Source organism: Pseudomonas sp. DR208 (genome assembly GCF_019823005.1).
GTDB classification, from domain to species: Bacteria; Pseudomonadota; Gammaproteobacteria; order Pseudomonadales; family Pseudomonadaceae; genus Aquipseudomonas; species Aquipseudomonas extremorientalis.
Genome location: NZ_CP081944.1, coordinates 3,863,574 through 3,887,641 on the forward strand (window position 1 = coordinate 3,863,574; position 24,068 = coordinate 3,887,641).

Genomic DNA, 24,068 nt, shown 5'->3' on the forward strand with positions numbered 1-24,068 from the left:
CAATTCAAAAAGAGGATTACGCATCGCTTTGCTTGCGGTTGACCTTGGCCATCGGCAATGGCACCAGCTTGCCCATCGGCTCGCGGCGCACCTGCTGCAACGGGCGCAGCCCGACCGCGATCTTGCGCGCCACCAGCAGGTAAAAGCCGCCACCGGACAATTGCCAGGCGCCGGCCCGGCGTTCCCAGCCGGCCAGGCGGCCCTGCCACTTGGTCGACGCAAGCGGCGGACGATAGCACCCGAAGCGGCGTTTCTCCAGCGCGAAGCCCAGCAGGTTCAGCCAGTCGCCCACCCGTTGCGGCGAGATGCAGCGCGCCTGGCGCAGGCCGTCATGGGCGAACACATGACGCAGGCCCCAACTGCTCCAGGGGTTGATCCCCACGATCAGCAAATGGCCACCGGGCCGTACGCTGCTCGCCGCCTCGCGCAGCAAGCCATGGGGCGACAGGCAGAAATCCAGCCCGTGCTGCAGCACCACCACATCGGCAGCATGCTCGCTCAACGGCCAGGCCTGTTCCTCGCACACGATCTCCACACCTGGCAACGGTGCACCCAGGCGAACATTACGTTGCACCTGCGGCGCGCAGGGCGGCGTTTCGGCCGAGGGGCCGTAGTGCACCAGATAGCCACCAAAGAACCGGCCCAGCTCGTCTTCGAGCATGCGCCGTTCTTCGTCCAGCAGAAATTGCCCGATGGGACCGGACAGCCACTCGCGGGCCGCGCCGATCAGGGCCAGCCACTCAGGATCGGCCTGGGCGAACGCTTTATCAGTCATTGCATTCTCCAACTCGCCTAGACGTTCTAAGATGCACCAATGTGTTCAGCTTGGCGAATCGAAGAATGATACAGATCAGTGCCCTGCCCGCCTTCACCGATAACTACATCTGGTTGTTACAGGACCCTCGCACCCAACGCTGCGCCGTGGTCGACCCCGGCGATGCCGCGCCCGTGCTGGCCTGGCTCGAGCAGAACCCTGGCTGGAGCCTCAGCGACATCCTGATTACCCACCATCACCACGATCACGTCGGCGGTGTCGAACAACTCAAGCGTGAGACCGACGCCAAGGTCTACGGCCCGGCCAACGAGAAAATCCCGGCGCGGGACGTGGCGTTGCACGATAACGACCGCATTACGGTACTCGGCCTGGACTTCGACATCTATAGCGTTCCCGGCCACACCCTGGGCCATATCGCCTTTTATCACCCGGGCGTGCTGTTGTGTGGCGACACCCTGTTCGCCGCCGGTTGCGGGCGCCTGTTCGAAGGCACACCGGAACAGATGCACAGCTCCCTCGAGCGCCTGGCCGCCCTGCCCGCCGATACCCTGGTGTACTGCACCCACGAATACACGCAGAGTAACCTCAAGTTCGCTCAAGCTGTGGAACCGGACAACACCGATATAGCCGAACGAGTGGAGAACGTACGCCAACTGCGGGCCAGAGGCGAGATCACGCTGCCTTCCAACCTGGCCCTGGAAAAGCTGACCAACCCCTTTCTGCGCACCTCTGAAACATCCGTTAAACAAAAAGCGGACGAACGGAATGGCCGTGACAACCGCTCTGGGGCCGAGGTGTTTGCTAGCTTGAGGGCTTGGAAAGATAAGTTCTAAAGGGAAGCAATCTGATACGCAATTTCTGAATGGTTGACCGGAACCCAACGGGTTTCTAGAATCGCCCGACATTTTTGCCCGGAACTTACTTCCAGCCAATGTCGTCATCTATTCGTAAATCCAACCATTCAGACGCATTGACCCGCCTGGCTCAAGCTGTGGCGGTGGCTGTGTCCGCCACACTGGCGGGCTGCCAATCAAGCAATTTCAGCGCACAATCCACCGTGCAACCCAAGCCAAACCTCACCGCCAAAATCAAACAGAAACCCGTCATCTGGCTTTCAGAAAAACCGGCTCCCGACGTTCCCCAGGATGTTTGGGAACGCATGCGCCGGGGCTTTCAACTGCAGGACGGTCTAGGTGTCAACCCGCGTATCGAGCAACAGCGCCTGTGGTTCGCCAGCAACCCGTCCTTCCTGGAGAATGCCGGAGAACGCGGCAGCCTCTACATTCACTACATCGTCGAACGTCTTGAAGAACGCAACATGCCCCTGGAGCTGGCGCTGCTGCCAGTGATTGAAAGTGCCTACAATCCGATGGCCTATTCGCGCAGCGATGCGGTCGGCCTGTGGCAGTTCATCCCCTCCACCGGGCGCTACTTCAACCTGCGCCAGACCCGTGCCTACGATGGCCGTCGCGACATCACCGCCTCCACCACCGCCGCACTCGACTACCTGACCCGCCTGCATGACATGTTCAACGGCGACTGGCTGCTGGCCCTGGCCGCCTATAACGCCGGCGAAGGCACGGTGAGCCGGGCCATCGAGCGCAACGAGAAGCTCGGCCTGCCGACCGACTACTGGAACCTGCCGCTGCCCCAGGAAACCAAGGACTACGTGCCCAAGTTCCTGGCGCTGTCCCAGGTGGTGCTGGCACCCGAGGCCTACGGCGTCAACCTGAACCCGATTGCCAACCAACCTTACTTCGAAGTGGTGGAAGTCAAGCAGAGCATGGACCTGTCACGGGTTGCCGCGCTGGCCGAGATCGACGAAGACGAACTGTTCCAGCTCAACCCGGCGCTGAAACAACGCACTACCCTGGACGGCCCGCAGCATTTGCTGGTGCCCAGTTCCAAGGCGCAACTGCTGACCAGCACCCTTTCGACGATGAAGCCTGAAGAATTGCTGGCAATGCGTCCGAAAAAGCAGGTGTTCGACGAGGTCGAGACCGCACGGGTGGCCGGGCGTACTCGCAGCTACAAGGTACGCACCGGCGACAACCTGACGCTGATCGCCAAGGCCAACAAGGTCGACGTACATGACCTGCAACGCTGGAACAAGCTCAACGGCCAGGCCCTCAAGGTCGGCCAGACCCTGGTAATGCAGGACACGCGCAAGCTGGTGGCCAAGGCCGACAGCAAGAAACCGGTGCAATACAAGGTCAAGAAAGGCGACTCGCTGTACATCGTCGCCAAGCGCTTCAATGTCGAGATGCAACACCTCAAGCGCTGGAACCCGCGTACCGGCCAGGCCCTGAAGCCTGGGCAGATGCTGGTGGTCTCCGGGCCACGCTAAGGCCTCTGGAACAATGGGGCCCCCATGTGGGAGGGGGCTTGCCCCCGATAGCGGTAAGCCAGCCAATGAATCTGTTGGCTGATGCATTGCTATCGGGGCAAGCCCCCTCCCACATTGGCCCTGCATCAGCCGACTGGCTTTTTCCCACCGGAACAAGCTGTTACTGTACCCATCATAAAGCCCAAGCCGCCTGGATCGGATCTCTGACTTGAAGCGTCCCCTCCTTCTACTAATAAGTCTGGCCTTGAGCTTTGCAGCGAACGCGACGATTACCGAGAGCCACGGTTATGCGCAGTTCGGCAGCCTCAAGTACCCGGCCAAATTCACCCACTTCGATTGGGTAAACCCTGCAGCGCCGAAAGGCGGGACATTGCGGGTCATGGCCTTTGGCACTTTCGACACCCTCAACCCCTATACCTTCAAGGGCTCCAGCCCGGTTTCCACGCCGAACTTCCTGCAATATGGCGTCAACGAGCTGAATGAGCCCTTGATGGTCGGCACCGGTCTGTACGCGCCCTCCGGCGATGAACCCACCTCCAGCTATGGGCTGATCGCCCAATCGGTGGAGTACAGCGAGGACCGCAGTTGGGTGGTGTTCAACCTGCGTCCCGAAGCGCGCTTTCACGATGGCAAGCCGATCACGGCGTATGACGTGGCGTTTTCCTATCGCACCTTGCTGACCGAAGGGCACCCGCAATACCGCACCAACCTGCAGGAAGTGGCGCGGGTGGATATCCTCAACCGCCACCGCATCCGCTTTGTGTTCAAGCGTGCCGGCAACCCCTTGCTGATCCTGCGCCTGGGCGAGTTGCCGGTATTGCCCCAGCACTACTGGAAAAACCGCGACTTCAAGGCCACCACCTTCGAACCACCCCTGGGCAGCGGCCCCTACCGCATCAGCAAGGTCACGCCCGGACGGCAACTGGTGTTCGAACGTGTCAAGGACTACTGGGGCAAGGACCTGCCGGTCAACCAGGGCTTCTATAACTATGACAAAGTCGAGGTGGAGTTTTACCGCGACAGCGATGTGGCCTTCGAAGCCTTCAAGGCCGGTGAATTCGATATCTACATCGAGCACCAGGCCAAGAACTGGGCCAATGGCTACAACTTCCCGGCGGTGAACCGGGGTGACGTGATCAAGGCGCAGATCGCCCACCAAATCCCGACACAGAGCCAGGGTCTGTTCATGAACACGCGGCGGCCCACGTTCAGCCAGACCAAGGTGCGCGAAGCCCTGGGGCTGATGTTCGACTTTGAGTGGACCAACCGCACCCTGTTCAGCAGCGCGTACAAGCGCACCTTGAGCTACTACCCCAACAGCGAATTCGCCGCCACCGGCGTACCCACCGGCCGTGAATGGCTGATGCTCTCGCCCTACCGCGAGCAGTTGCCGGCCAACCTGTTCACGCAAGCCTTCAGCCTGCCCCAGACCGACGGGCGCGGCATCCCCCGCGAGACTATGCGCCGCGCGCTGGCCCTGCTCGGCGAGGCTGGCTGGAAGCTGTCCGGACAACGCCTGGTCAACAAGGATGGCCAGCCGCTGCGTTTCGAGATTCTGCTGGTCAACCCGAACCTGGAGCGCATCCTGCAGCCCTATGTCGAGAACCTGATCAGCATCGGCGTCGACGCGCGCCTGCGTACCGTCGACCGTGCCCAGTACAAGCAGCGCCTGGACCAATTCGACTTCGACATGATCCTGATCACCCTCAACCAGACCTTGAGTCCGGGCCTTGAGCAGTGGCAGTACTTCCACTCCAGCCAGGCTGCGATCAAGGGCAGCAAGAACTACGCAGGCATCAACAACCCGATTGTCGACCACCTGCTGGAGCAACTGCTGGCCGCCAAGACCCGCGAAGAGCAACTGGCCGCCGGCCGTGCCCTCGACCGGGTGCTGCTGTGGCAGCACTACAGTATTCCCAACTGGTACCTCAACTATCATCGCCTGGCGTACCGCAACCGGTTCGCCTTTGTCACCACGCCGCCCTACAACCTGGGCCTGAGCGCGTGGTGGCTGAAAGCTTCGGAGAAAGCCCAATGATATCTTTGCGTACTGCCCTGCTCGGCAGCCTGCTGCTGTGCACTGCGGCCCAAGCCGCCCCGCAACATGCGTTGACGCTGTACAACGAACCGCCGAAATACCCCGCCGACTTCAAGCACTTCGACTATGTCAACCCGGACGCGCCCAAGGGCGGCACGTTCCGCGAGTCGGCCATGGGCGGCTTCGACAGCCTCAACCCCTATATCAGCAAAGGTGTACCGGCCGACAATCTGGGCCTGATCTATGACACCCTGGCCATGCAAAGCCTGGACGAGCCCATCACCGAATACGGCCTGGTGGCTGGCAAGATCGAAAAAGCCCCGGACAACAGCTGGGTGCGCTTCTACCTGCGCCCGGAAGCGCGCTTCCATGATGGTCACCCGATCCGCGCCGAGGACGTGGTATTTACCTTCCAGGAACTGATCAAGGAAGGTTCGCCGATCTACCGCACTTATTACGCCGACGTCGACGAAGTCATCGCCGAAGACCCGCTCAAGGTTCTGTTCAAGTTCAAGCGCACCAACAACCGCGAATTGCCGCTGATCCTCGGACAACTGCCGGTATTGCCCAAGCATTGGTGGGCCACCCGCGACTTCGCCAGGGGCAATCTGGAAATACCGCTGGGCAGCGGGCCGTACAAGGTCGCCGAGGTCAAGGCCGGACGCATGATCCGCTACGAGCGGGTCAAGGATTACTGGGCCAAGGACCTGCCGATCACTAAGGGTTTCTACAACTTCGACAACCGCATCACCGATTACTACCGCGACAGCACCGTGTCCCTGGAAGCCTTGAAGGCTGGGCAGTTCGACTACTGGCTGGAATTCAGCGCGAAGAACTGGGCCAACGCCTACAACATCCCCGCTGTCGCCCAGGGCCGGCTGATCAAGGAAGAAATCCCCAACGGTAACCCCACCGGGATGCAGGGGTTTGTGTTCAACATGCGCAAGCCGATGTTCCAGGATGTGCGCGTGCGCAAGGCCATCAGCCTGTTGCTGGACTTCGAGTGGAGCAACAAGCAACTGTTCAACGGCGCCTATACGCGTACGCGCAGTTACTTCGAAAACTCGGAAATGGCCGCCACCGGCCTGCCCGGCCCGGATGAACTGGCGATTCTCGAGCCCCTGCGCGACAAGATCCCGCCCGAAGTCTTCACCCAGGCCTTCGAACCCTCCAGGACCGACGGCAGCGGCATGATCCGCGCCCAGCAACGCGAAGCCTACCAACTGCTGCAAGAAGCCGGCTGGCGCATCGTCGATGACAAGATGGTCGACACCACCGGCAAACCGGTGACCATCGAATTCCTGCTGGCCCAGACCGAATTCGAACGCATCCTGCTGCCGTTCAAGCGCAACCTGGCCGACCTGGGCATCGACCTGGTGATTCGTCGGGTTGACGTGTCGCAGTTTATCAACCGTATCCGTTCGCGGGACTTCGACATGCTGGTGGGCAGCTTCCCGCAGTCCACTTCACCGGGTAACGAACAACGGGAATTCTGGAAGTCTTCCAGCGCCGACAAACCCGGCAGCCGCAACTACATGGGTCTCAAGGACCCGGCCATCGACCAGTTGGTGGAAGAGTTGATCGACGCCGATTCGCGCAAAAGCCTGGTGGCCCATGCCAAGGCCCTGGACCGCGTGTTGCAATTTGGCTATTACGTGATCCCCAACTGGCACATCAAGACTTTCCGCGTGGCGTACTGGGATCACCTGGGCCACCCGAAAGTCCCACCGCGATACGACGTCGGCACGGCCACCTGGTGGGCCAAGCCCGACGTCAAACCGGCCGTCATCCCGGACACCAACACCAGCGCCGATCCGGCGAGCGGAGGCGATTAAATGCTGGCCTATATCTTTCGCCGCCTGTTGCTGATTATTCCGACGCTGTTCGGGATCCTGCTGATCAACTTCGTCATCATCCAGGCCGCCCCCGGTGGCCCAGTGGAACAGATGATTGCCAAACTGGAGGGTTTTGAAGGCGCCACCAGCCGCATTGCCGGCGGCGGCGCCGAGGTGTCGGTGGCCGGCTCCAGCAGCTACCGCGGCGCCCAGGGCCTGGACCCGGCGCTGATCAAGGAAATCGAGAAGATGTACGGCTTCGACAAGTCGGCGCCGGAACGTCTGTGGATCATGGTCAAGAACTACGCCCAGCTGGATTTTGGCGACAGCTTCTTCCGTGACGCCAAGGTCATCGACCTGATCAAGGAAAAGATGCCGGTGTCCATTTCCCTCGGGTTATGGAGCACGCTGATCATGTACCTGGTGTCGATCCCCCTGGGGATCGCCAAGGCCACGCGGCACGGCAGCCACTTCGACGTGTGGACCAGCTCGGCGATCATCGTCGGCTACGCGATCCCGGCGTTTCTGTTTGCGATCCTGCTGATCGTGGTGTTTGCCGGCGGCAGTTACCTGGACTGGTTCCCCCTGCGCGGGCTCACCTCCAACAACTTCGATGAACTGAGCTGGGGCGGCAAGATCCTCGATTACTTCTGGCACCTCGCGCTGCCCATCACGGCCCTGGTGATCGGCAACTTCGCCACCATGACCCTGCTGACCAAGAACAGCTTCCTTGACGAGATCAACAAGCAGTATGTGATCACCGCCAAAGCCAAGGGCCTGACCAACCACCGCGTGCTCTACGGCCACGTGTTCCGCAACGCGATGCTGCTGGTGATCGCCGGTTTCCCCTCGGCCTTCATCGGGATCTTCTTCACCGGCTCATTGCTGGTGGAAGTGATCTTCTCCCTCGACGGCCTGGGCCTGATGAGCTTTGAAGCGGCGATCAACCGCGACTACCCGGTGGTGTTCGGCACGCTGTTCATCTTCACCCTGCTGGGGTTGATCGTGAAGCTGATCGGCGACCTCACCTACACCCTGGTCGATCCGCGGATCGACTTTGCCAGCCGGGAGCATTGAGATGAACCTGTCCCCCCTCAATCGCCGCCGGTTCGAACGGTTCAAGGCCAACAAGCGTGGCTGGTGGTCGCTGTGGCTGTTCCTGATCCTGTTCGTGCTGAGCCTGGGCGCCGAGCTGATCGCCAACGACAAACCCCTGGCCGTGCACTACGACGGCGGCTGGTACTTCCCGGCGCTCAAGCGCTACCCGGAGACCACATTCGGCGGCGAATTCCCTCTGGAGGCCAACTACAAGAGCCCGTACATCCAGGAACTGCTCAAGTCCAAGGACGCCTGGACGTTGTGGGCGCCGATCCCGTTCAGCTACCAGAGCATCAACTACGACCTCAAGGTGCCGGCCCCCGCGCCGCCTTCCAGCGTCAACCTGCTGGGCACCGATGACCAGGGCCGCGACGTGCTGGCGCGGGTCATCTACGGCTTCCGCGTGTCGGTGCTGTTTGCCCTGACCCTCACCGTGCTCAGCTCGATCATCGGCGTGATCGCCGGGGCCCTACAGGGCTTCTATGGCGGCTGGGTCGACCTGGCCGGGCAGCGTTTCCTGGAGATCTGGTCCGGGTTGCCGGTGCTGTACCTGCTGATCATCCTCGCCAGTTTCGTGCAGCCCAACTTCTGGTGGCTGCTGGGGATCATGCTGCTGTTCTCGTGGATGAGCCTGGTGGACGTGGTGCGCGCCGAGTTCCTGCGTGGGCGTAACCTGGAATATGTGCGGGCGGCGCGGGCGCTGGGCATGCAGAACGGCGCGATCATGTTCCGCCATATTTTGCCCAACGCGATGGTGTCGACCATGACCTTCATGCCGTTCATTCTCACCGGCGCCATCGGTACGCTTACCGCCCTGGACTTCCTCGGCTTCGGTTTGCCCGCCGGCTCGCCGTCGCTGGGTGAACTGGTGGCCCAGGGCAAATCCAACCTGCAAGCGCCGTGGCTGGGCATGAGTGCCTTTGCCGTGCTGGCGATCATGTTGAGTTTGCTGGTGTTTATCGGCGAGTCCGCTCGCGATGCCTTCGACCCGAGGAAATGAGATGAATCAGGACAATCTGATCGAAATCCGCGACCTCTGCGTCGAGTTCGTCACGGGCGAACACCACCACCGCGTGGTGAACCATGTCAGCTTCGATATCAAGCGCGGTGAAACCATCGCACTGGTGGGTGAAAGCGGCTCGGGCAAATCGGTGACCGCCCACTCGATCCTGCGCCTGCTGCCCTACCCACTGGCACGCCATCCCTCCGGCACCATCGAGTATGCCGGCCAGGACCTGCTGACCCTCAAGGAAAAAACCATCCGCCACATTCGCGGCAACCGCATTGCGATGATCTTCCAGGAGCCGATGACCTCCTTGAACCCGCTGCACACCATCGAGAAGCAGATCAACGAAGTGCTGGGCCTGCACAAAGGGTTGCAAGGCAAGGTCGCCACCCAGCGCACCCTGGAGCTGCTGGAGCTGGTGGGTATTCCCGAGCCGCACAAGCGCCTCAAGGCCCTGCCCCATGAACTGTCCGGCGGTCAGCGCCAGCGGGTGATGATCGCCATGGCCCTGGCCAATGAGCCCGAATTGCTGATCGCCGATGAGCCGACCACGGCGCTCGACGTGACGGTGCAATTGAAGATCCTGGAATTGCTCAAGGAACTGCAGGCGCGCCTGGGCATGGCGCTGTTGCTGATCAGCCATGACCTCAACCTGGTGCGCCGGATTGCCCACCGCGTGTGCGTGATGCAAAAGGGTTGCATCGTCGAGCAGGCGGAGTGCGAGACGCTGTTCCAGTCACCCCGGCACCCGTACACCCAGGAGTTGTTGGCGGCAGAACCCAGCGGCGGCCCGGCGACCAACGATGTTGGCCCACCGTTGCTGGAGGTCGATGACCTGAAAGTGTGGTTCCCGATCAAGAAGGGCTTTTTGCGCAACACCGTTGACTACGTCAAGGCGGTGGACGGTATCAACTTCAGCCTGCCACAAGGGCAGACGCTGGGCATCGTCGGTGAAAGCGGCTCGGGCAAGTCCACCCTGGGCCTGGCGATCCTGCGGTTGATCGCGAGCAAGGGCGGTATTCGTTTCGAAGGCCAGCAACTGGACAAGCTCAGCCAACAACAGGTACGCCCGTTGCGCCGGGAAATGCAGGTGGTGTTCCAGGACCCGTTCGGCAGCCTGAGCCCGCGCATGTGCGTCAGCGAGATCGTCGGCGAAGGCTTGCGCATCCACAAGATGGGCACGCCGGCCGAACAGGAAGCGGCGATTATCGCGGCGCTCAAGGAAGTGGGCCTGGACCCGGAATCCCGGCATCGCTACCCCCACGAGTTCTCCGGCGGGCAGCGACAACGCATTGCCATCGCCCGCGCGCTGGTGCTCAAGCCACGCCTGATCCTGCTCGACGAGCCCACCTCGGCCCTCGACCGCACGGTGCAACGCCAGGTGGTGGAACTGCTGCGCAGCCTGCAGGCCAAGTACAACCTGACCTACCTGTTCATCAGCCATGACTTGGCGGTGGTGAAGGCGCTGAGTCACCAGTTGATGGTGGTCAAGCATGGGCAGGTGGTGGAGCAAGGGGATGCGCAGGCGATCTTTGCGGATCCGCAGCATGCCTATACCCGCCAGTTGCTGGAAGCCGCTTTCCTGGTTCCCGCCTGACACAACTTTGAAAAAAATCTGAGAGAAGGCTTGCCGCCCGCAGGCCTGAGCCTTGCCGCCGTGGCTGACGCAAGCCACGGACTTGCAGGAAACACCTGCTACAAATGCCCTATCCTCGCGGCTGATCATCCGGGGTTTCATCAACCGGAACAGCTCTCATGGATGACATCCACGCCCTCGCCCTGACCTGGGACAGCCTGCCCGGCGACACGCCGCTGCCACTCAGTGTCAGCCCTTCTATCGGCTACCTGAACGAACGCCAATCCCTGCGCAGCGAAGGCGACACAACCCTGATCGCCCACTTGAACCGCCTCCTGGCCATCGCCTCGAACCAATCATTACCGCCTCCCACGCATCCCGTGCCAATGGTCCAGCATTCGCAGTTGGGCCAATGGTGCGAAGTCTTTTGCAAGGCCATCAATCAGAAAGACTTCATTGACTGGGCCAAGGCCCAAGGGTTTGATCTGGCCACGCTACGCGTGCACAACAGCCGACTCAGCGTGGCGGCCCACGGGCAGCCCAGGGTCTACACCCTGGCCGACGCGTCCGCCTGGTGGACGCTGGCCAACCCGATCATCTACATCAGCCAACTGGTGGACCCGACAGAGCTGGGCATGCCGTATATCGAACCTGAACCTCCCACCGGCGTACGCACATTCCCCTTGAACCTGACGCTGGCATTCCATGGCTTGCCGATGCCTGCCAACCGCCTGCAGGCGCAGACCATTGTCGAAGAACTCGACGCCTTGAAGGGCTTTCCCGGCTTTGACGATAACGGGCGCAGCAAGTCGATGAGCTACGCCGAGTTGGGCCAGCAGATGCTCGACTATCGGCAGTTGGCAGAGGCCCTGCAACCGCTGGCCAAGGATGAGAACAGCTTTGACGCGCTGGACATCTACCGCACCGTGCTGTCTCTGACATCCGATTCGCGATTGTCCAGAAACCTCAAGGAGGCGGCTGGCCTGTTGCAGGCGATCATCAATAGCCACGACCTGGGCAGCACGGACGACGCCCCCGCGCCCGCTTACTTCGATTACCAGCGGCAAGTGTTGTGTGTGCTGAGCCCGGACAGCGGGCGCGAAATAAATACTTTGGTGTCAAAGGCATCCGATGAGCGTTGGAACCGGTTGGCCACACTTGGCGAACAACTGGGCAGCCATGTCTATACCGACCAGCGCATCAGTATGGCCGGGGCTTTGCAGGCGTATGCCATCGAGTGCCCGCTCAGCAAGACGGAGGTCAGCCTCCTGAGCCAACGACTGCGCGACTGGCCGGCGCCTGCGGTGCCGGTGATATTGAACAGTGCCCGGTCGTTCGGCGAGTTGTATCGCTATCGGCAGTACATCGGCCTGCTCAATGATCGCCACGTGCTGCGCAACGCCTTGTCGACGGTGATCGCTGGCGGGAACCTGAATGATGCCGATCGGTTTGAGGTAGACGCCAGCGTTGACCCGGACACACTCCAGGCAACCGTTAAAAAAGCCTACGCCCAGATCCACGTGCTGACCGACCACCCTGACTTCCTGGCCATCCGCACCCGGGAACGCGTCGACCCTGCCAGCCACGTATTGCTCACTGCCGAGGGTAGCGTTGGCGCCAATGGCCTGGACGGCACCTGGAAAACCCTGACCGACCCAGTGATGAGCAATGTTGAACTTGCCCCTGTGGTGTCGCGCCTGAAGCTGGTAGCCGCCAAGACAGGCGGGTACTTGCGCAGTCATTTCAAGGTGACGCTCAGCCAGGCACTGAGGCTCTATCACCTTGCGCGCCCCCACACACTGCACGAGGCACGTCTGACGTTGCAACAACTGAGCGTCAGCCAACCGCTGCCGGCGCGTCAGGGCCACTACTGGCGAGCGCTCAAGCCACTGTCTGGTTCACAACCCTCAGCCTGGAAACTATCGGTGCTCCAGCGCACGCAGATTATGCGCATCATCGAGCGCTTCACGGCCGACCAGGACGTGCCGCTATTCGCGTACCTCGCCCAGCCCATCGTCACCGGCAAGTCGGTGGCCGACGTACGGGTGGAAGCGGATTTCCTCATGGTCCGCCTGCTCGCAACACCCTTGGCCCAGCAACTGGCAGACGCTTTGTCGAGCGCCCTGCACTGGCATGGCGGCCACGCCGGCGAGCGCACGGAAAGTGGCAGCCGCAGTGCGCTGATACTGGCAGCGCTGATCCTGAGCCTGGACCCCGAGCCCGATGCGTACCCGAACCGGATCAATCTGGTCGACTGGCACGACGATTACTTCTGGGGTGAGCACGTGCCGTTCATACGCCAGTACATCGACAGCAGCCTGGCCGGGCTCCACCCAGCCCCCGCAGCACTGGCCGCGCACCTGTTGCTGAGCGAAAAGGGTCCACATTTGCTCGTACGCGACATACCCGACGCCACGCCTTGCCTGAGCGCCCAGACCTGGGTGCTGTATCGTCAATACGTCATGTATATGGAAAAGGTCATGCCGGGGTCTTCCCGTCAATTGACTTACAAGCAGATCATGTTCCTGGCCGGGCTGGCGCCACATGGCAGCTGGAAGCGCTTCCTCGAAAGCAGCGAAGCAACGCCGCCGGTGCTGGAATGGGCCGTGGTCAACGGCATGCTGGACCCTCGACCGCATTACGACGTGCTGGCGATCAATACCGCACTGGAAGGCCTCAATCGACAGCGTGCCAGCCTGGCCACTGCCATCGAGACGTTTGCGCAGCCCGTGGTGACCTTGCGCCAGACCGCACTGGACGATCTGCGCCGAGTGTATGCCGACAACACCTTGCTTGAAGAGCCAGTACTGATGTGGCTGCCGGAGCATTCGCCGTTTTCCGAAGACGGCCGCTTCGAGGGCGTGTATACGGGGCCTCTGTACTCGTTCGTCGACCTGCACAGTGCCGGTGCCCTGGATGTCACCTCTAAACGCTGGCACTCGACAAACGCTGGAGTCAAATACCGGGAATTGGCTCGGCAATTCCACTTGCTCACTCCGATCAATCGGCTTTATTTCGACACCTTTGATCGCAAGCTCGGGCAGTTGAAAGAAGCCTACGGGACCGCGCTCCGTTACGGCTTGTCGCACCTGACCCTGCCCAGTCGTGAAGCCCTGGAATACGGCCTGGTGCTTTTTTTCGGTCTCACCCAGAGGCACGGCGACGTCGGCCGGTTCGGTGTACTGATGTATGTCTCGCATTACAGCAACAGAAAGTTCTATGAAGTTTTTCCCCGGCACCTGTTGGTTCGTCCACGTCCAGACCTTGACTACGAGCAGGTCATGCAGGCGGCCGAGGACGGTGCCAGCGGTGCCTGGATGCGTTTCGACTGGCCGGCCTACGCGCAAGGAACCCGACCTGCCGAGGTGGCGCTGACCGCGGCGGCAACAGACCTGACCATCCATCAACTCGACAGCCTTGCGCCCGCCGAAATCCCCGAGCCGGACCTCTTCGGACGCCGGGTGCCGCGCACCTTCGACTCACCACGCACCCGCGCCTTGATGAGTGTGATCGTCGAGCGGCATATGCTGCATGACGGCGAGGCCCTGCGTGAAAAGGCCCGGCAGCCGATCACCCTGGCTGAGGCCGTGGCCGGTTACGATCCATGGGCCGACTACCTGCGCCGCTGTGCACCGCCGGTACGTTGGAGCTTGAATAATGGCGACTTTTAGCTGACGCTGCTCGCCTGCCCGTTCAACTGCTGCGAGGAAGCCCCCGCCCATGACTGCTGCCACTGCTCCGTATTTCTGGCGTGACCCCGCGCTGGCCTTTATCGAGGCACGGACCATCGCCGATGGGCGCAAGGTCACCTACAGCCGGCATGCCCACGAGCATTTTTCCATCGGCGCGATCACCACCGGGCGCAGCTATTACCACTACGGCAGCGAGACATTCCAGATCAGCGCCGGCACGGTGGTGTTGATGAATCCGGGCGATGTGCACGCCTGCAACCCCATCGACAATGAGCCGTGGTCCTACCAGATGCTGTACATCGACACGCCCTGGCTGACGGAGTTGCAGCATCAGTTGGGCTTCAGCACCGACCAGGGTTACCGACCGTTCAATACGCCCCATACCCAGGACGCCGTGCTGTACCGTGGCTTGCTGGAGTTGTACCGCATTCTGGTCGATGAACAGGCCGAGCACTTGCAGAAACAGGACGCGCTGGTGAGTTACTTCAGCGACGTACAACAGCGCCTCAACCCAGCCGGCACCCCGCTGCGCGAGGTCAACCACAAGCTGGAGCGGGCCGCCGAGTACATCCGCACGCACTGCACCGAAGGGGTGAAGCTGGAAGACATCTGCCTGGCGGCCGAACTGTCGCCGTCCTACCTGATCCGCGCCTTCAAGCAATATTACGGGCTGACACCCCATGCCTTCCTGGTCAACCAGCGTATCCAGTTCGCTCGCGCCCGATTGCGTCAGGGCGCGCCCATCGCCGACGTGGCCCTGGCGGCGGGGTTTGCCGACCAGGCGCATTTCCAGCGCGCGTTCAAACGGCATTTCGCCGCAACGCCAGGGCAATACCGCGACGTGCTCAAGCCATCAGCAAATAACCCACACTGGCCACCAGCAACGCGGCCATTGAACGGTTGAATATGCGCACGCCCTGGGGGTTGCCCAGGTAGCGCCGCAGAAACGTGCCGGCATAGGCCCAGCACGCCACCGACAGATAGCAGATCACCAGGTAGAGCCCGGCAAACAACCACACCTGCCGTGCATCGCCATCAGCGACGAACAACCCCATCCCGGCCACACACGCCAGCCAGGCCTTGGGGTTGAGCCACTGCATGATCGCGCCGTACAGCATCGACGGCGCCGTGGCACTGCCATCGGCGTCCAACCGACCATCGTCCACCGCCAGTTTCCAGGCCATGTACAGCAGAAAAGCCACCCCGCCCCACTGGATCAATTGGGTCAGTATCGGCCAACGTATCAGCACCTCATGCAACCCCAGGCCAATCAACACCAGCAGCAAGGTGAAGCCCACGGCGGCCCCCAAGACGTGTTTCTGGCTGGCGACAAAACCGAAACGCGCCCCCGAACTCAGTGCAACCACATTCACCGGGCCGGGGGTGATAGACGTGGCGAGTGCGAAGGCAGCCATGGAAATGATCAGACTCATTGCAGTTCCTTGTTATTCGAGCGGGTGACGATGGGACCACGGTAAAGGGGCCGCTCGGTCGAGGTATTGAAGAAAATGCCCCTCGCTCGCTTAGACGCTTTTATTCCATTGATATAACTGTATTTTTTTCTTTCGCACAGGCGATTGTGATAGGCAAAAATGCGTATTTGCCGTGCGGGGGCCGATGCTAGAGTTCAATTCCTACTGATCAAAAAAAGGAACCGCCATGTCACGTCGCCTGCTGGCAGCCGCCTGTCTGATGTTGTGTTTTTCCGCCGCCCAAGCCGCTGAGCGCTGGGAAACGCTGCCGCCAACACCCGCCCCCGTGGCCGGTGCCAAGACCGGCTATGCCGCCGTCAACGGCATCAAGGTCTACTACACCCGTACCGGCCATGGCTCGCCGGTGGTGCTGCTGCATGGCGGCCTGTCCAACTCCGATTACTGGGGTAATCAGGTCAAGGCCCTGGCAGCCAGGCACACGGTGATCAGTATCGACAGCCGCGGCCACGGACGCAGCTCGCGGGACGAAAAACCCTATGGTTATGACTTGATGGCCGATGACGTGGTGGCCGTGCTCGACCACCTGAAAATCCCCCGCGCCGACATCGTCGGCTGGAGCGACGGCGCCATTATCGGCATCGACCTGGCCCTGCGTCACCCGGACCGCCTCGGCAAAGTCTTCGCCTTCGCCGCCAACACCCAGACCGCTGGGGTGAAGGAAGGCGTCGAGAAGAACCCGACCTTCGCCGCCTTCATCGAGCGCGCCGGCAAGGAGTACGCCAAGCTGTCGCCGACGCCGAAAGAGTACGACGCGTTTGTCGAGCAGATCAGCCATATGTGGGCCAGCCAGCCGAACTGGACTGACGCACAATTGCAAAGCATCAAGACGCCGATCCTGATTGCCGATGGCGACCATGACGAAGCGATCAAGCGCGAACACACCGAGTACATGGCCGCAACCATCCCCGGCGCCGGCCTGCTGATCCTGCCGAACACCAGCCACTTTGCGTTCCTGCAAGACCCGGCGTTGTTCAACGCAGCACTGCTGGGCTTCCTCGACGGCAAATAGGCACCGCCTCAAGCCCCGGGCATCTGGGTGACGATGTCGCCGATGCCCAACACCCGGCCATCCTCGGCGAGGATCTCGACCTTGCGCAGTGGCTTGAGCGAGCGCGCATCCAAGACTTGCGCGCCGACATCCTCCGGCTCGGTATAGGCCTGGCCCCATTGCGCCAGCGTCACCAGCACCGGCATCAGCGCACGGCCCTTGTCGGTGAGTTGGTATTCGCTGCGTGCGCCGACTTCGCTGGTCTGCAACAAACCTTGCTCGACCATGTCCTTGAGCCGTGTGGCGAGGATGTTTTTCGCCACGCCCAGGTGTTTTTGAAAATCACCGAAACGTGTTACTCCGGCAAAGGCGTCGCGGATGATCAACAACGTCCACCAGTCGCCCACCACGTCCAGGGCGCGGGCAACCGGGCAGCCATCGCCTTCCAGGCATTTGCGTTTCATCGTCGGGCCTCCGGGCACTTGCAAAATAAGGTTGCATTATAGGACCAACAGGCTCAGGATAAAAACGGTTTCATTATTAAACCTAATTAACTGTCTGGAGCGCATCATGGATATTCGTGGAAAAGTGGTACTGGTCACCGGCGCCAATCGCGGCCTGGGTAAAGCATTCGTCATTGCCTTGCTGGAAGCCGGCGCGGCCAAGGTCTACGCCGGCGCACGCGATCCAGGCAGCGTGAACCTCCCCGGCAGCACGCCGATTGCCCTGGACATCACCGACCAGGCCAGCGTGCAGCGCGCCGCCGAGCAGTGCACCGATGTAGACGTGGTGATCAACAACGCGGGGTTCCTGAAATACGGCGCGCTGCTGGCTGAAGACAGCGTCGAAAACCTGCAACAGCACTTTGACGTGAACACCTTCGGCACCCTGCGCGTCAGCCGTGCCTTTGCGCCGATCCTGGCCAGGCAAGGCGGCGGCGCGCTGATCAATGTGCTGTCGGTATTGAGCTGGCTCAGCCCGCCCGGCACTGGCGGCTACAGCGCCTCCAAGTCCGCCCAGTGGGGCCTGACCAATGGACTGCGCGGCGAACTGCGCGAACAGAAGACCCTGGTGATCGGCGTGCACCCCGCCTACATCGACACCGATATGGTGGCAGACGTGCAGGCGCCGAAGAGCACGCCCCAGGACGTAGTCGCCATCACCCTCAAGGCCCTGAGCGAAGACCGCGAGGAAGTGCTGATCACCGACATGACCCTGGCCGTGAAGGCCTCGTTGTCCACCGACAGCCCGGTCTACCTCAACAACTGATCAACCCGATGCCCGCCAGCGGCTTATCACCGCTGCGCGGGAATCCGGACGTCGCCATCGCGGCACTGGGTTTTCACACTGCGCGGGCAACCAGCAAAGGCCAGGTCCTTGGTCAGGCATACCCGCACCTCGGACAGCACTTTGCCTTTGCAGATGACTGCCAGCCCATGATTGCCCATGCGCGGGTTGCTCTCACGGAACAACGCCTCGATCTCACTGGCCTGCAACGCCGGCGGCGTATTGAACGGCTGCAGTTGCTGCGGAATGCTCACCACCCCCAGCGCCTGGTCGGTTTTTTCCAGGTAGGCCGACGGTTCCAGGCCACTGCAGGTGCCATGCTTGGACCATTCATGCTTGAGCAATGCACGGGTCGGAAACAGTGTTGCGCCCTTCTCGATTTCTTCACGACTCAACGGCGACTGCGGCGCACAGGATGCCGGCCAGCCGCCACGCGCATACTGCGGCCACAGACCATGCAATACAAAACCGTAACCCTTGCCGGAACATTGCTCGTTGTCCGGGTGCGTCAGGCAAAAGGTCGGCGACCACGACAACGACAGCACATAAAAATCAAACTCCCCCGGTGTGCCTTGGCTGCGCGGAGCCGCCATCGCACTGGTGGCCAGCACCAGCCACATCGCCATCCAGTATTTCATTTGTCTATTCCTTGGAAAAAAACAACCCTAACGCGCCTACTCAGGACGATGGGGGTTACGTTGTAGCACCTTGTCCAGGATCCGATCGGTCTTCAACGCTTCGATACCCAGCGATGGGTGCTCGGCTTCGCCACGGATATGTGCGTTCATCGCCAACACGTGGTGCCACTGGATATGCGCGTGGCACGGCACTTCCAGCACTTCGCACGATTCACCCTCAAGGTGCAGCGGCTGGTCTTCGAAGACCGAGAATCGGATGCGCCCACGGCTGCCGATCAGTTCCACCCGGTCCTCGCGACGGTCCGCGACAAAATTCCAGCAGCCCATGCCCAGTGCGCCCGAACTGAACGTCCAGCACGCCGTCACTGCATCCTCGGCCGCATAGCGCCCGGCTTGTCGCGCGGTAAAGCCTGTGACCTCAACGATGTCCCCGGCCAGGTACTGGAACAGGTCGAAACCATGGCTGGCCAGGTCGGCGAAGTAACCACCGCCAGCGATGGTCGGGTCAGTGCGCCAGTTGGCGGGGCTGGCGTCGTCGGCACCCGGTGGCTTGCACAAGGTCCAGGTCAGGTGGCGCAGTTCGCCGATGCGCCCATCTCGCAACCAGTCGCGCACTTGGTGGAAACGCGGCAGTGAACGGCGGTAATAGGACACAAACAGATACAGCCCGGCACGCTCGAAGGTGCGCTGCATCAACGCGCTCTGCTCGGCGTTGAGCGACATGGGCTTCTCGACGCAGCAATGCTTGCCGGCCGCCGCGACCATCAGGCTGTATTCGAGATGGCTGTCCGGCGGCGTGGCGATGTACACCGCGTCCACCTCGGGGTCGTTGATCAGCGCCTGGGCGTCGGTGTAGAAACGCGCAATGCCATGGCGTGCCGCATAATCACGCACCGCCGCTTCGCGGCGCCCCATCACAGCCACCAGCGCAGAACCTGGCGCTTTGTAGAAAGCCGGTCCACTCTTCAATTCAGTGACACTGCCACAGCCGATCATGCCCCAGCGTACGGTGCTCATCTGCCCTCCTCGTGCGTTTTGATCAATCGGGCAGTATCCACATCCCCACACGTCAGTGCCATAAGCACTTAGCATGACAATTGCATTACACTTTTATGACACTCATCCCGCTGCGGGGGCACAGACGATGAAAATACGTGCAACGGTCATTTGCGAACACGAGGGGAATATCCTCTTCGTGCGCAAGGCCAGATCAAAATGGGCATTGCCGGGAGGCAAGGTCGAACGCAACGAGCGCCCGGTCGGCGCGGCCGAACGCGAGCTGGAAGAAGAAACCGGATTGAACGTGGACGGCTTGCTGTATTTGCAGGAACTCAAGGCCCGCGACACCGTGCACCACGTGTTCGAAGCGTCGGTGGTGAACGTCGCCGATGCAAAACCTTGCAATGAAATAGTCGATTGCCAGTGGCACCCCTATGGCGCCATGGACGAGCTGGACACCACCGACGCCACCCGCCACATCGTCAAATCCTTCCTGCGTCGCCTGTAGTTCAGCGCTCTGGGCGCAGACCTACAAGCGCCACGTTCAAGACTGAGGCTTGCGGCCTGCCGCCTGCCCCCGCAGATACAATGCCTCCACTAACTTCTGCCGCTCCTCCCGAGGCAACGTGCTGGCGAACTGCGCCAACGTCGTGTCCACCAACGCACGCAGCGCCATGTCGGCTTCACGGGCCTTGGCCAGTTCCGCCACCAGCACATCCCGATCCAGGGTCGGCGCTTCCAATTGCTTGATCACGCCCATGCGCGCTTCACGCCCGGCCATGATCAGCGGCTGGCTGTCGGCCCGGTTGTGCCGCAGCAGTTGGCGCAATTCCCGGCGGCGCTCCGGCGGCAGCTTGATCATCGCCTGGCGCAAGCCGTGCTGGTTGACCACCGCCTCCGCGGGCTTGGCGCTGGCCATCCAGTGGTAGAGGCCACCGCCGACGCCGCCGATCAGGAACACGTTGAGCAAGACCGAGGCCAGCAGCCAGGGTTTGAGGGACTTCAGGCTCATTGCTCGGTGTCCTCGGCATTGACGGTAAAGATGACTTGCGCATCGCCTTGATCGAAGACGCTGGGCAACACCTCGGACGACAGCATCGGCAGCGGCACGCTCAGGGAGGCCACCAGCATCCCGGTGACGATGCCCGCGACACCCACGCCTACCAGGCCGGCCGGCGACAACCAGCGGGCATAGCGCGACCAGAATGAATGGCCGCGCGGGGCCGACAGCCGAATCTGCCGCGCCAGCGAAGGATCGACGTAGGCCAGTTGATGGCTGTCCAGTTGACCGTCGAGCCAGCGCGCCTGTTGCTGGGCCTCATGCGCAAGCACATTGCCGCTGTCCAGCAAAGCCTGGGCTGCGGGCTGTTCAGCGCGGGGCCAGCGGTGCAGGTCGGCGCCATAGGCGTCGGCCAGGTAAGCAAAACGTTCGGGTGTCATGGTTTTCCCCTTCCTGGGCGGGCAAGCCCGGGTGTGTCGGCAAGTTGGCTGCGCAACTGGCGTCGGGCCCGCGACAGCAGGCTCTCCAGTGCCTCGACGCTGATGTTCATCAGGGCCGCGGCGTCGATGTTCGACAGCTCCTGGTAGTACTGCAACACAATCGCTTCGCGCTGACGCTCAGGCAGCGCCGCCAGGGCGGCAGCCATCCGGGCGCTGCGGTCGGCGGCTTCCAGCTGTTCATCCGGCGTCAGTGCGCTGTCTGTCAGCGCCAACGCTTCCTCGTCCTCCAACGGGCGCTCCTTGCGCCGGCGCAGACGGTCGTGGCACAGGTTGAGCGCCACCCGGTGCAGCCAGGTGTCGAAGCGCGCCTCGCCACTGCGCCAACTGGCGGCGTGGCGCCAGATGCGCAGGAAGCTTTCCTGGGCCACGTCCCTGGCTTCGTCGGCATCCCCCAGGATCCGGCCGGCGAGCGCCAGCAGACGCGGCAGTTTGCGCGTCACCATTTCGTTGACGGCCGCCGGTTCGTTGTTACCGATGCGCGCCAGCAGTTCAACGTCCGGATCAGTGTCTTTCAATCGGGCAATTCTCGGTCAGCGTATCCAATGCCCTTCACGCCAGTACCAATTGGGGCCGTGAGCCTCCCAATGGCCCGGTTCCCAACGCGCATTGCGCATCACCGGCTGCCAGTGCCCAGGCACCCACCCATAGCCGTGCCCTTCCCAGCGCCAGTGGCCGCGGTCCCAGGCGTAACCCGGGCGCTCCACGGGGATCACTTCCACGCGTTCCGGTGGCGGTGCCTGGCGGATGATGATTTCGGTCTGGGCAAACACAGGGGTGCTGACAAGCGCGGCAAGGGCCAGCGGAGCAAGCAAGGCATAGCGCAATTTGGCCAGGGGTCTCATGGCAACTCCTTCATGCAACACGCGAAAGTGCGGGTGCTGATGGGTTGAACGGCGGGGGCGGGAAAATCCGTCGCAGATTTTTTGGCAGTATTGCTCAGGGGGTGGCAGGGCTTGATGAAATGTTTGAAAGCTTTGCGACGGATTTATGCCGGTGGCCGCGTTGAAGGATTAACGCTGATCAACCCAAGAGGAAACACCATGTATCGCCGACTTTACATGCTGGTTGCCGCACTGCTGATCGTCAGCCTCAGTGGCTGCGTGATCTTGCCGGAACATCGCCATTGCTGCTGGCGCTACTACGGCGCGCTCGATGCCCCGAGCCACACCGTCGATGCCTGACCCAGCGCAGTACACCGGATACCCCGGTCAACAGAGGGTCGCCCCGTCCGGCGACCTCTCGTCTGCTGCACCGCCGAAGGCTTGACTCGGCGCCCCGATCGAAAGACGCTCTTGGCTTTTCGCCATCATCCAGAGCAGCCGCCCCATGAGCATCGACCCTCCGAGCCAGCCCGACAGCGATGTGTACAAGACCTTGCTGGAGTCGACCAAGGCCATTCCCTGGCGTATTGATTGGCAGAGCATGACCTTCAGCTATATCGGCCCGCAGATCGAGGAGTTGCTCGGCTGGACCCCGCAAAGCTGGGTCAGCGTGGACGACTGGGTCGAGCGCATGCACCCGGACGACCGTGAATATGTGGTGGATTTCTGCGTATCGCAGTCCCGCGCCGGGGTCGACCACGAAGCGGATTACCGCGCGCTGACGGTGAATGGCGACTACGTGTGGATCCGCGATGTGGTGCACGTGGTGCGCAAGGACGGCGAGGTCGAGGCGCTGATCGGTTTCATGTTCGATATCAGCGAGCGCAAGAAGACCGAAGAGCACCTGGTGCGCTTGCAGAAACAACTCGAGGAATATTCGTACCAGGATGGCCTGACCGGTATCGCCAACCGCCGCATGTTCGACACCGTGCTGGAACGGGAGTGGGCCAGTGCCCAGCGCAGCCAGTTGCCACTGTCGTTGATCATTCTGGATATCGATTTTTTCAAGCAGTACAACGACCACTACGGCCATATCAAAGGCGATGAGTGCCTGCGCCAGGTGGCACACACCTTGTCCCAGGCGGCCAATCGGCCACGGGATTTCATTGCGCGCATCGGCGGCGAAGAGTTCGTGTGGTTGCTGCCGGAAACCGATGCGCAATCGGCCAGGCAGGTGGCTCAACGCTGTCTGCACCTGATCCGCCAGCAACAGATCGAGCATGGTTATTCGGCGGTGTCGAACCTCCTTAGCCTGAGCCTGGGCGTGGGCACACGTATCGTCAAACCTGATACGCCGATGCTGGGGTTCGTCGAAGAGGTCGACAAGTTGCTGTACCAGGCCAAACGCAATGGACGAATGCGCGCGGAGTTCACCGACAGTGAAGTTTGACGCGAAGGTCAAATCCCAGGCAAAAAAAATCCCAAGTAGCTGATGGAAACTTGGGATTTAAAAATGCATAAACCGTGGGAGGTGAACGCCCGGCTATAGTAACGATTGTAAAAAGCTGTAACAAGATTATTTTAATCCTTTCGTCGGATTAAAAGCGCTGTAAGTCATTCAATAACCACACGTTTTTTAAGGTAGCCAACCCTATAATTGCCACTTTTTGGTGCAACTACTGGTGCTATTTCCACTGATAAGAAAGGGTTATTGAGTTAAGGCGACTTCACACTTTTCGATATACGCTCGCTCAACTGTTCGCAGGCATCTTGTGTATCGAGGCTATTGGGCAACACCGAGCGCGCCACACTTTCCACCTGTCGACACAGCGCCAAGCGCTCATTGGTCGCATCCCGCTCGCGGTCTACCTGGGCATTGAGCTGCACAAAATAGACCCCCAGCAACACCGCCGCGCAAAGCACTCCGATCACGAAGTAGCGAAAGTTGTTGGACGGCGGCTCGGATGGACTCATG

At 61.4% G+C, this 24,068-nt stretch carries 24 protein-coding genes; 14 read left to right on the forward strand and 10 right to left on the reverse strand.

Features of this window, described 5'->3' with window-relative positions:
* Positions 1–16 precede the first annotated feature (16 nt).
* Positions 17–775, reverse strand: a complete 759-nt coding sequence (locus tag K5K89_RS17560; protein ID WP_071490683.1) for a class I SAM-dependent methyltransferase — start codon at positions 773–775, stop codon at positions 17–19.
* Positions 776–840: 65 nt separating this feature from the next.
* On the opposite strand from K5K89_RS17560, the gene gloB reads away from it, so the two are divergent.
* The 9 genes from gloB to K5K89_RS17605 all read left to right on the forward strand — a co-directional run bounded on the left by gloB (position 841) and on the right by K5K89_RS17605 (position 15,271).
* A complete protein-coding gene (gene gloB / locus K5K89_RS17565) occupies positions 841–1,608 on the forward strand; it encodes a hydroxyacylglutathione hydrolase (protein WP_071490684.1) in 768 nt (255 codons plus the stop codon).
* Between the two features lie 98 nt (positions 1,609–1,706).
* Positions 1,707–3,122, forward strand: coding sequence for a lytic transglycosylase domain-containing protein (locus tag K5K89_RS17570; protein WP_222539914.1), 1,416 nt, complete (start codon positions 1,707–1,709; stop codon positions 3,120–3,122).
* A gap of 208 nt (positions 3,123–3,330) precedes the next feature.
* On the forward strand, positions 3,331–5,160 hold the full coding sequence (locus tag K5K89_RS17575; protein WP_071490686.1) for an extracellular solute-binding protein: 1,830 nt from the start codon (positions 3,331–3,333) through the stop codon (positions 5,158–5,160).
* Positions 5,157–6,995: an extracellular solute-binding protein gene (locus tag K5K89_RS17580; protein ID WP_092248855.1), complete on the forward strand. Its 1,839-nt coding sequence runs from the start codon at positions 5,157–5,159 to the stop codon at positions 6,993–6,995. Before K5K89_RS17575 ends, K5K89_RS17580 begins: the two co-directional genes overlap by 4 nt.
* Complete coding sequence (locus K5K89_RS17585; RefSeq protein ID WP_025857226.1) at positions 6,996–8,072, forward strand: microcin C ABC transporter permease YejB; 1,077 nt, start codon at positions 6,996–6,998, stop codon at positions 8,070–8,072. It abuts the gene before it with no gap.
* A gap of 1 nt (position 8,073) precedes the next feature.
* Positions 8,074–9,093, forward strand: coding sequence for an ABC transporter permease (locus K5K89_RS17590; protein ID WP_071490688.1), 1,020 nt, complete (start codon positions 8,074–8,076; stop codon positions 9,091–9,093).
* 1 nt (position 9,094) lies between these two features.
* Positions 9,095–10,696, forward strand: a complete 1,602-nt coding sequence (locus tag K5K89_RS17595) for an ABC transporter ATP-binding protein (RefSeq protein WP_071490689.1) — start codon at positions 9,095–9,097, stop codon at positions 10,694–10,696.
* 158 nt (positions 10,697–10,854) lie between these two features.
* Positions 10,855–14,346 carry a hypothetical protein gene (locus K5K89_RS17600; RefSeq protein WP_222539915.1) on the forward strand — a complete coding sequence of 1,164 codons (3,492 nt, stop codon included), beginning with the start codon at positions 10,855–10,857 and terminating at the stop codon, positions 14,344–14,346.
* Positions 14,347–14,395: 49 nt separating this feature from the next.
* Entirely contained in the window at positions 14,396–15,271 is an 876-nt protein-coding gene (locus K5K89_RS17605) for an AraC family transcriptional regulator (protein ID WP_222539916.1), read from the forward strand.
* Here the strand turns inward: K5K89_RS17605 and K5K89_RS17610 are convergent.
* Complete coding sequence (locus K5K89_RS17610) at positions 15,213–15,800, reverse strand: LysE family translocator (protein WP_071490692.1); 588 nt, start codon at positions 15,798–15,800, stop codon at positions 15,213–15,215. The genes K5K89_RS17605 and K5K89_RS17610 overlap by 59 nt on opposite strands.
* 226 nt (positions 15,801–16,026) lie before the next feature.
* Here K5K89_RS17610 and K5K89_RS17615 point away from each other — a divergent pair, with 226 nt between their 5' ends.
* Positions 16,027–16,869 carry an alpha/beta fold hydrolase gene (locus K5K89_RS17615; RefSeq protein ID WP_071490693.1) on the forward strand — a complete coding sequence of 281 codons (843 nt, stop codon included), beginning with the start codon at positions 16,027–16,029 and terminating at the stop codon, positions 16,867–16,869.
* An 8-nt stretch (positions 16,870–16,877) separates the two neighbouring features.
* On the opposite strand, the gene K5K89_RS17620 is transcribed toward K5K89_RS17615, so the two are convergent.
* Positions 16,878–17,312: a winged helix-turn-helix transcriptional regulator gene (locus K5K89_RS17620; protein WP_222539917.1), complete on the reverse strand. Its 435-nt coding sequence runs from the start codon at positions 17,310–17,312 to the stop codon at positions 16,878–16,880.
* 106 nt (positions 17,313–17,418) lie between these two features.
* Here K5K89_RS17620 and K5K89_RS17625 point away from each other — a divergent pair, with 106 nt between their 5' ends.
* Positions 17,419–18,117 carry an SDR family oxidoreductase gene (locus tag K5K89_RS17625; RefSeq protein WP_222539918.1) on the forward strand — a complete coding sequence of 233 codons (699 nt, stop codon included), beginning with the start codon at positions 17,419–17,421 and terminating at the stop codon, positions 18,115–18,117.
* Between the two features lie 26 nt (positions 18,118–18,143).
* Here K5K89_RS17625 and K5K89_RS17630 read toward each other — a convergent pair whose 3' ends face one another.
* Positions 18,144–18,773, reverse strand: a complete 630-nt coding sequence (locus tag K5K89_RS17630) for a ribonuclease T2 family protein (protein ID WP_092248831.1) — start codon at positions 18,771–18,773, stop codon at positions 18,144–18,146.
* 36 nt (positions 18,774–18,809) lie between these two features.
* Entirely contained in the window at positions 18,810–19,790 is a 981-nt protein-coding gene (locus tag K5K89_RS17635) for a Gfo/Idh/MocA family protein (protein ID WP_222539919.1), read from the reverse strand.
* A gap of 127 nt (positions 19,791–19,917) precedes the next feature.
* On the opposite strand from K5K89_RS17635, the gene K5K89_RS17640 reads away from it, so the two are divergent.
* Entirely contained in the window at positions 19,918–20,280 is a 363-nt protein-coding gene (locus K5K89_RS17640) for an NUDIX hydrolase (protein ID WP_071490698.1), read from the forward strand.
* 36 nt (positions 20,281–20,316) lie between these two features.
* Here K5K89_RS17640 and K5K89_RS17645 read toward each other — a convergent pair whose 3' ends face one another.
* The 4 genes from K5K89_RS17645 to K5K89_RS17660 are packed head-to-tail and all read right to left on the reverse strand — an operon-like array spanning position 20,317 to position 22,114.
* Positions 20,317–20,784 (reverse strand): periplasmic heavy metal sensor, encoded by a 468-nt coding sequence (locus K5K89_RS17645; RefSeq protein ID WP_071490699.1) that lies wholly within the window; start codon positions 20,782–20,784, stop codon positions 20,317–20,319.
* Positions 20,781–21,212 carry a hypothetical protein gene (locus K5K89_RS17650; protein ID WP_071490700.1) on the reverse strand — a complete coding sequence of 144 codons (432 nt, stop codon included), beginning with the start codon at positions 21,210–21,212 and terminating at the stop codon, positions 20,781–20,783. Before K5K89_RS17650 ends, K5K89_RS17645 begins: the two co-directional genes overlap by 4 nt.
* On the reverse strand, positions 21,209–21,787 hold the full coding sequence (locus K5K89_RS17655; RefSeq protein WP_071490701.1) for an RNA polymerase sigma factor: 579 nt from the start codon (positions 21,785–21,787) through the stop codon (positions 21,209–21,211). The genes K5K89_RS17650 and K5K89_RS17655 overlap by 4 nt, the downstream gene beginning before the upstream one ends.
* A 15-nt stretch (positions 21,788–21,802) precedes the next feature.
* The gene (locus tag K5K89_RS17660; RefSeq protein WP_071490702.1) at positions 21,803–22,114 is read right to left on the reverse strand and encodes a YXWGXW repeat-containing protein; all 312 of its coding nucleotides are present in this window, start codon (positions 22,112–22,114) and stop codon (positions 21,803–21,805) included.
* Between the two features lie 198 nt (positions 22,115–22,312).
* Between K5K89_RS17660 and K5K89_RS17665 the strand changes: the two genes are divergently transcribed.
* On the forward strand, positions 22,313–22,453 hold the full coding sequence (locus K5K89_RS17665; protein ID WP_170856113.1) for a hypothetical protein: 141 nt from the start codon (positions 22,313–22,315) through the stop codon (positions 22,451–22,453).
* A 145-nt stretch (positions 22,454–22,598) separates the two neighbouring features.
* Positions 22,599–23,543: a GGDEF domain-containing protein gene (locus K5K89_RS17670; protein WP_071490703.1), complete on the forward strand. Its 945-nt coding sequence runs from the start codon at positions 22,599–22,601 to the stop codon at positions 23,541–23,543.
* Positions 23,544–23,809: 266 nt separating this feature from the next.
* Here K5K89_RS17670 and K5K89_RS17675 read toward each other — a convergent pair whose 3' ends face one another.
* Positions 23,810–24,067: a hypothetical protein gene (locus tag K5K89_RS17675; RefSeq protein WP_071490704.1), complete on the reverse strand. Its 258-nt coding sequence runs from the start codon at positions 24,065–24,067 to the stop codon at positions 23,810–23,812.
* Position 24,068: the final 1 nt, after the last annotated feature.

Excerpts from the sequence above, each read along its gene's own strand:
- K5K89_RS17605 (WP_222539916.1), top strand. The coding sequence starts at position 14,396 with ATGACTGCTGCCACTGCTCCGTATTTCTGGCGTGACCCCGCGCTGGCC.
- K5K89_RS17645 (WP_071490699.1), bottom strand. The coding sequence starts at position 20,784 with ATGAGCCTGAAGTCCCTCAAACCCTGGCTGCTGGCCTCGGTCTTGCTC.
- K5K89_RS17570 (WP_222539914.1), top strand. The coding sequence starts at position 1,707 with ATGTCGTCATCTATTCGTAAATCCAACCATTCAGACGCATTGACCCGC.
- K5K89_RS17620 (WP_222539917.1), bottom strand. The coding sequence starts at position 17,312 with ATGAAACGCAAATGCCTGGAAGGCGATGGCTGCCCGGTTGCCCGCGCC.
- K5K89_RS17610 (WP_071490692.1), bottom strand. The coding sequence starts at position 15,800 with ATGAGTCTGATCATTTCCATGGCTGCCTTCGCACTCGCCACGTCTATC.
- K5K89_RS17580 (WP_092248855.1), top strand. The coding sequence starts at position 5,157 with ATGATATCTTTGCGTACTGCCCTGCTCGGCAGCCTGCTGCTGTGCACT.
- K5K89_RS17615 (WP_071490693.1), top strand. The coding sequence starts at position 16,027 with ATGTCACGTCGCCTGCTGGCAGCCGCCTGTCTGATGTTGTGTTTTTCC.
- K5K89_RS17595 (WP_071490689.1), top strand. The coding sequence starts at position 9,095 with ATGAATCAGGACAATCTGATCGAAATCCGCGACCTCTGCGTCGAGTTC.
- K5K89_RS17650 (WP_071490700.1), bottom strand. The coding sequence starts at position 21,212 with ATGACACCCGAACGTTTTGCTTACCTGGCCGACGCCTATGGCGCCGAC.
- K5K89_RS17630 (WP_092248831.1), bottom strand. The coding sequence starts at position 18,773 with ATGAAATACTGGATGGCGATGTGGCTGGTGCTGGCCACCAGTGCGATG.
- K5K89_RS17600 (WP_222539915.1), top strand. The coding sequence starts at position 10,855 with ATGGATGACATCCACGCCCTCGCCCTGACCTGGGACAGCCTGCCCGGC.
- K5K89_RS17635 (WP_222539919.1), bottom strand. The coding sequence starts at position 19,790 with ATGAGCACCGTACGCTGGGGCATGATCGGCTGTGGCAGTGTCACTGAA.
- K5K89_RS17590 (WP_071490688.1), top strand. The coding sequence starts at position 8,074 with ATGAACCTGTCCCCCCTCAATCGCCGCCGGTTCGAACGGTTCAAGGCC.
- K5K89_RS17560 (WP_071490683.1), bottom strand. The coding sequence starts at position 775 with ATGACTGATAAAGCGTTCGCCCAGGCCGATCCTGAGTGGCTGGCCCTG.
- K5K89_RS17665 (WP_170856113.1), top strand. The coding sequence starts at position 22,313 with ATGTATCGCCGACTTTACATGCTGGTTGCCGCACTGCTGATCGTCAGC.
- K5K89_RS17585 (WP_025857226.1), top strand. The coding sequence starts at position 6,996 with ATGCTGGCCTATATCTTTCGCCGCCTGTTGCTGATTATTCCGACGCTG.
- K5K89_RS17660 (WP_071490702.1), bottom strand. The coding sequence starts at position 22,114 with ATGAGACCCCTGGCCAAATTGCGCTATGCCTTGCTTGCTCCGCTGGCC.
- gloB (WP_071490684.1), top strand. The coding sequence starts at position 841 with ATGATACAGATCAGTGCCCTGCCCGCCTTCACCGATAACTACATCTGG.
- K5K89_RS17640 (WP_071490698.1), top strand. The coding sequence starts at position 19,918 with ATGAAAATACGTGCAACGGTCATTTGCGAACACGAGGGGAATATCCTC.
- K5K89_RS17675 (WP_071490704.1), bottom strand. The coding sequence starts at position 24,067 with ATGAGTCCATCCGAGCCGCCGTCCAACAACTTTCGCTACTTCGTGATC.
- K5K89_RS17670 (WP_071490703.1), top strand. The coding sequence starts at position 22,599 with ATGAGCATCGACCCTCCGAGCCAGCCCGACAGCGATGTGTACAAGACC.
- K5K89_RS17625 (WP_222539918.1), top strand. The coding sequence starts at position 17,419 with ATGGATATTCGTGGAAAAGTGGTACTGGTCACCGGCGCCAATCGCGGC.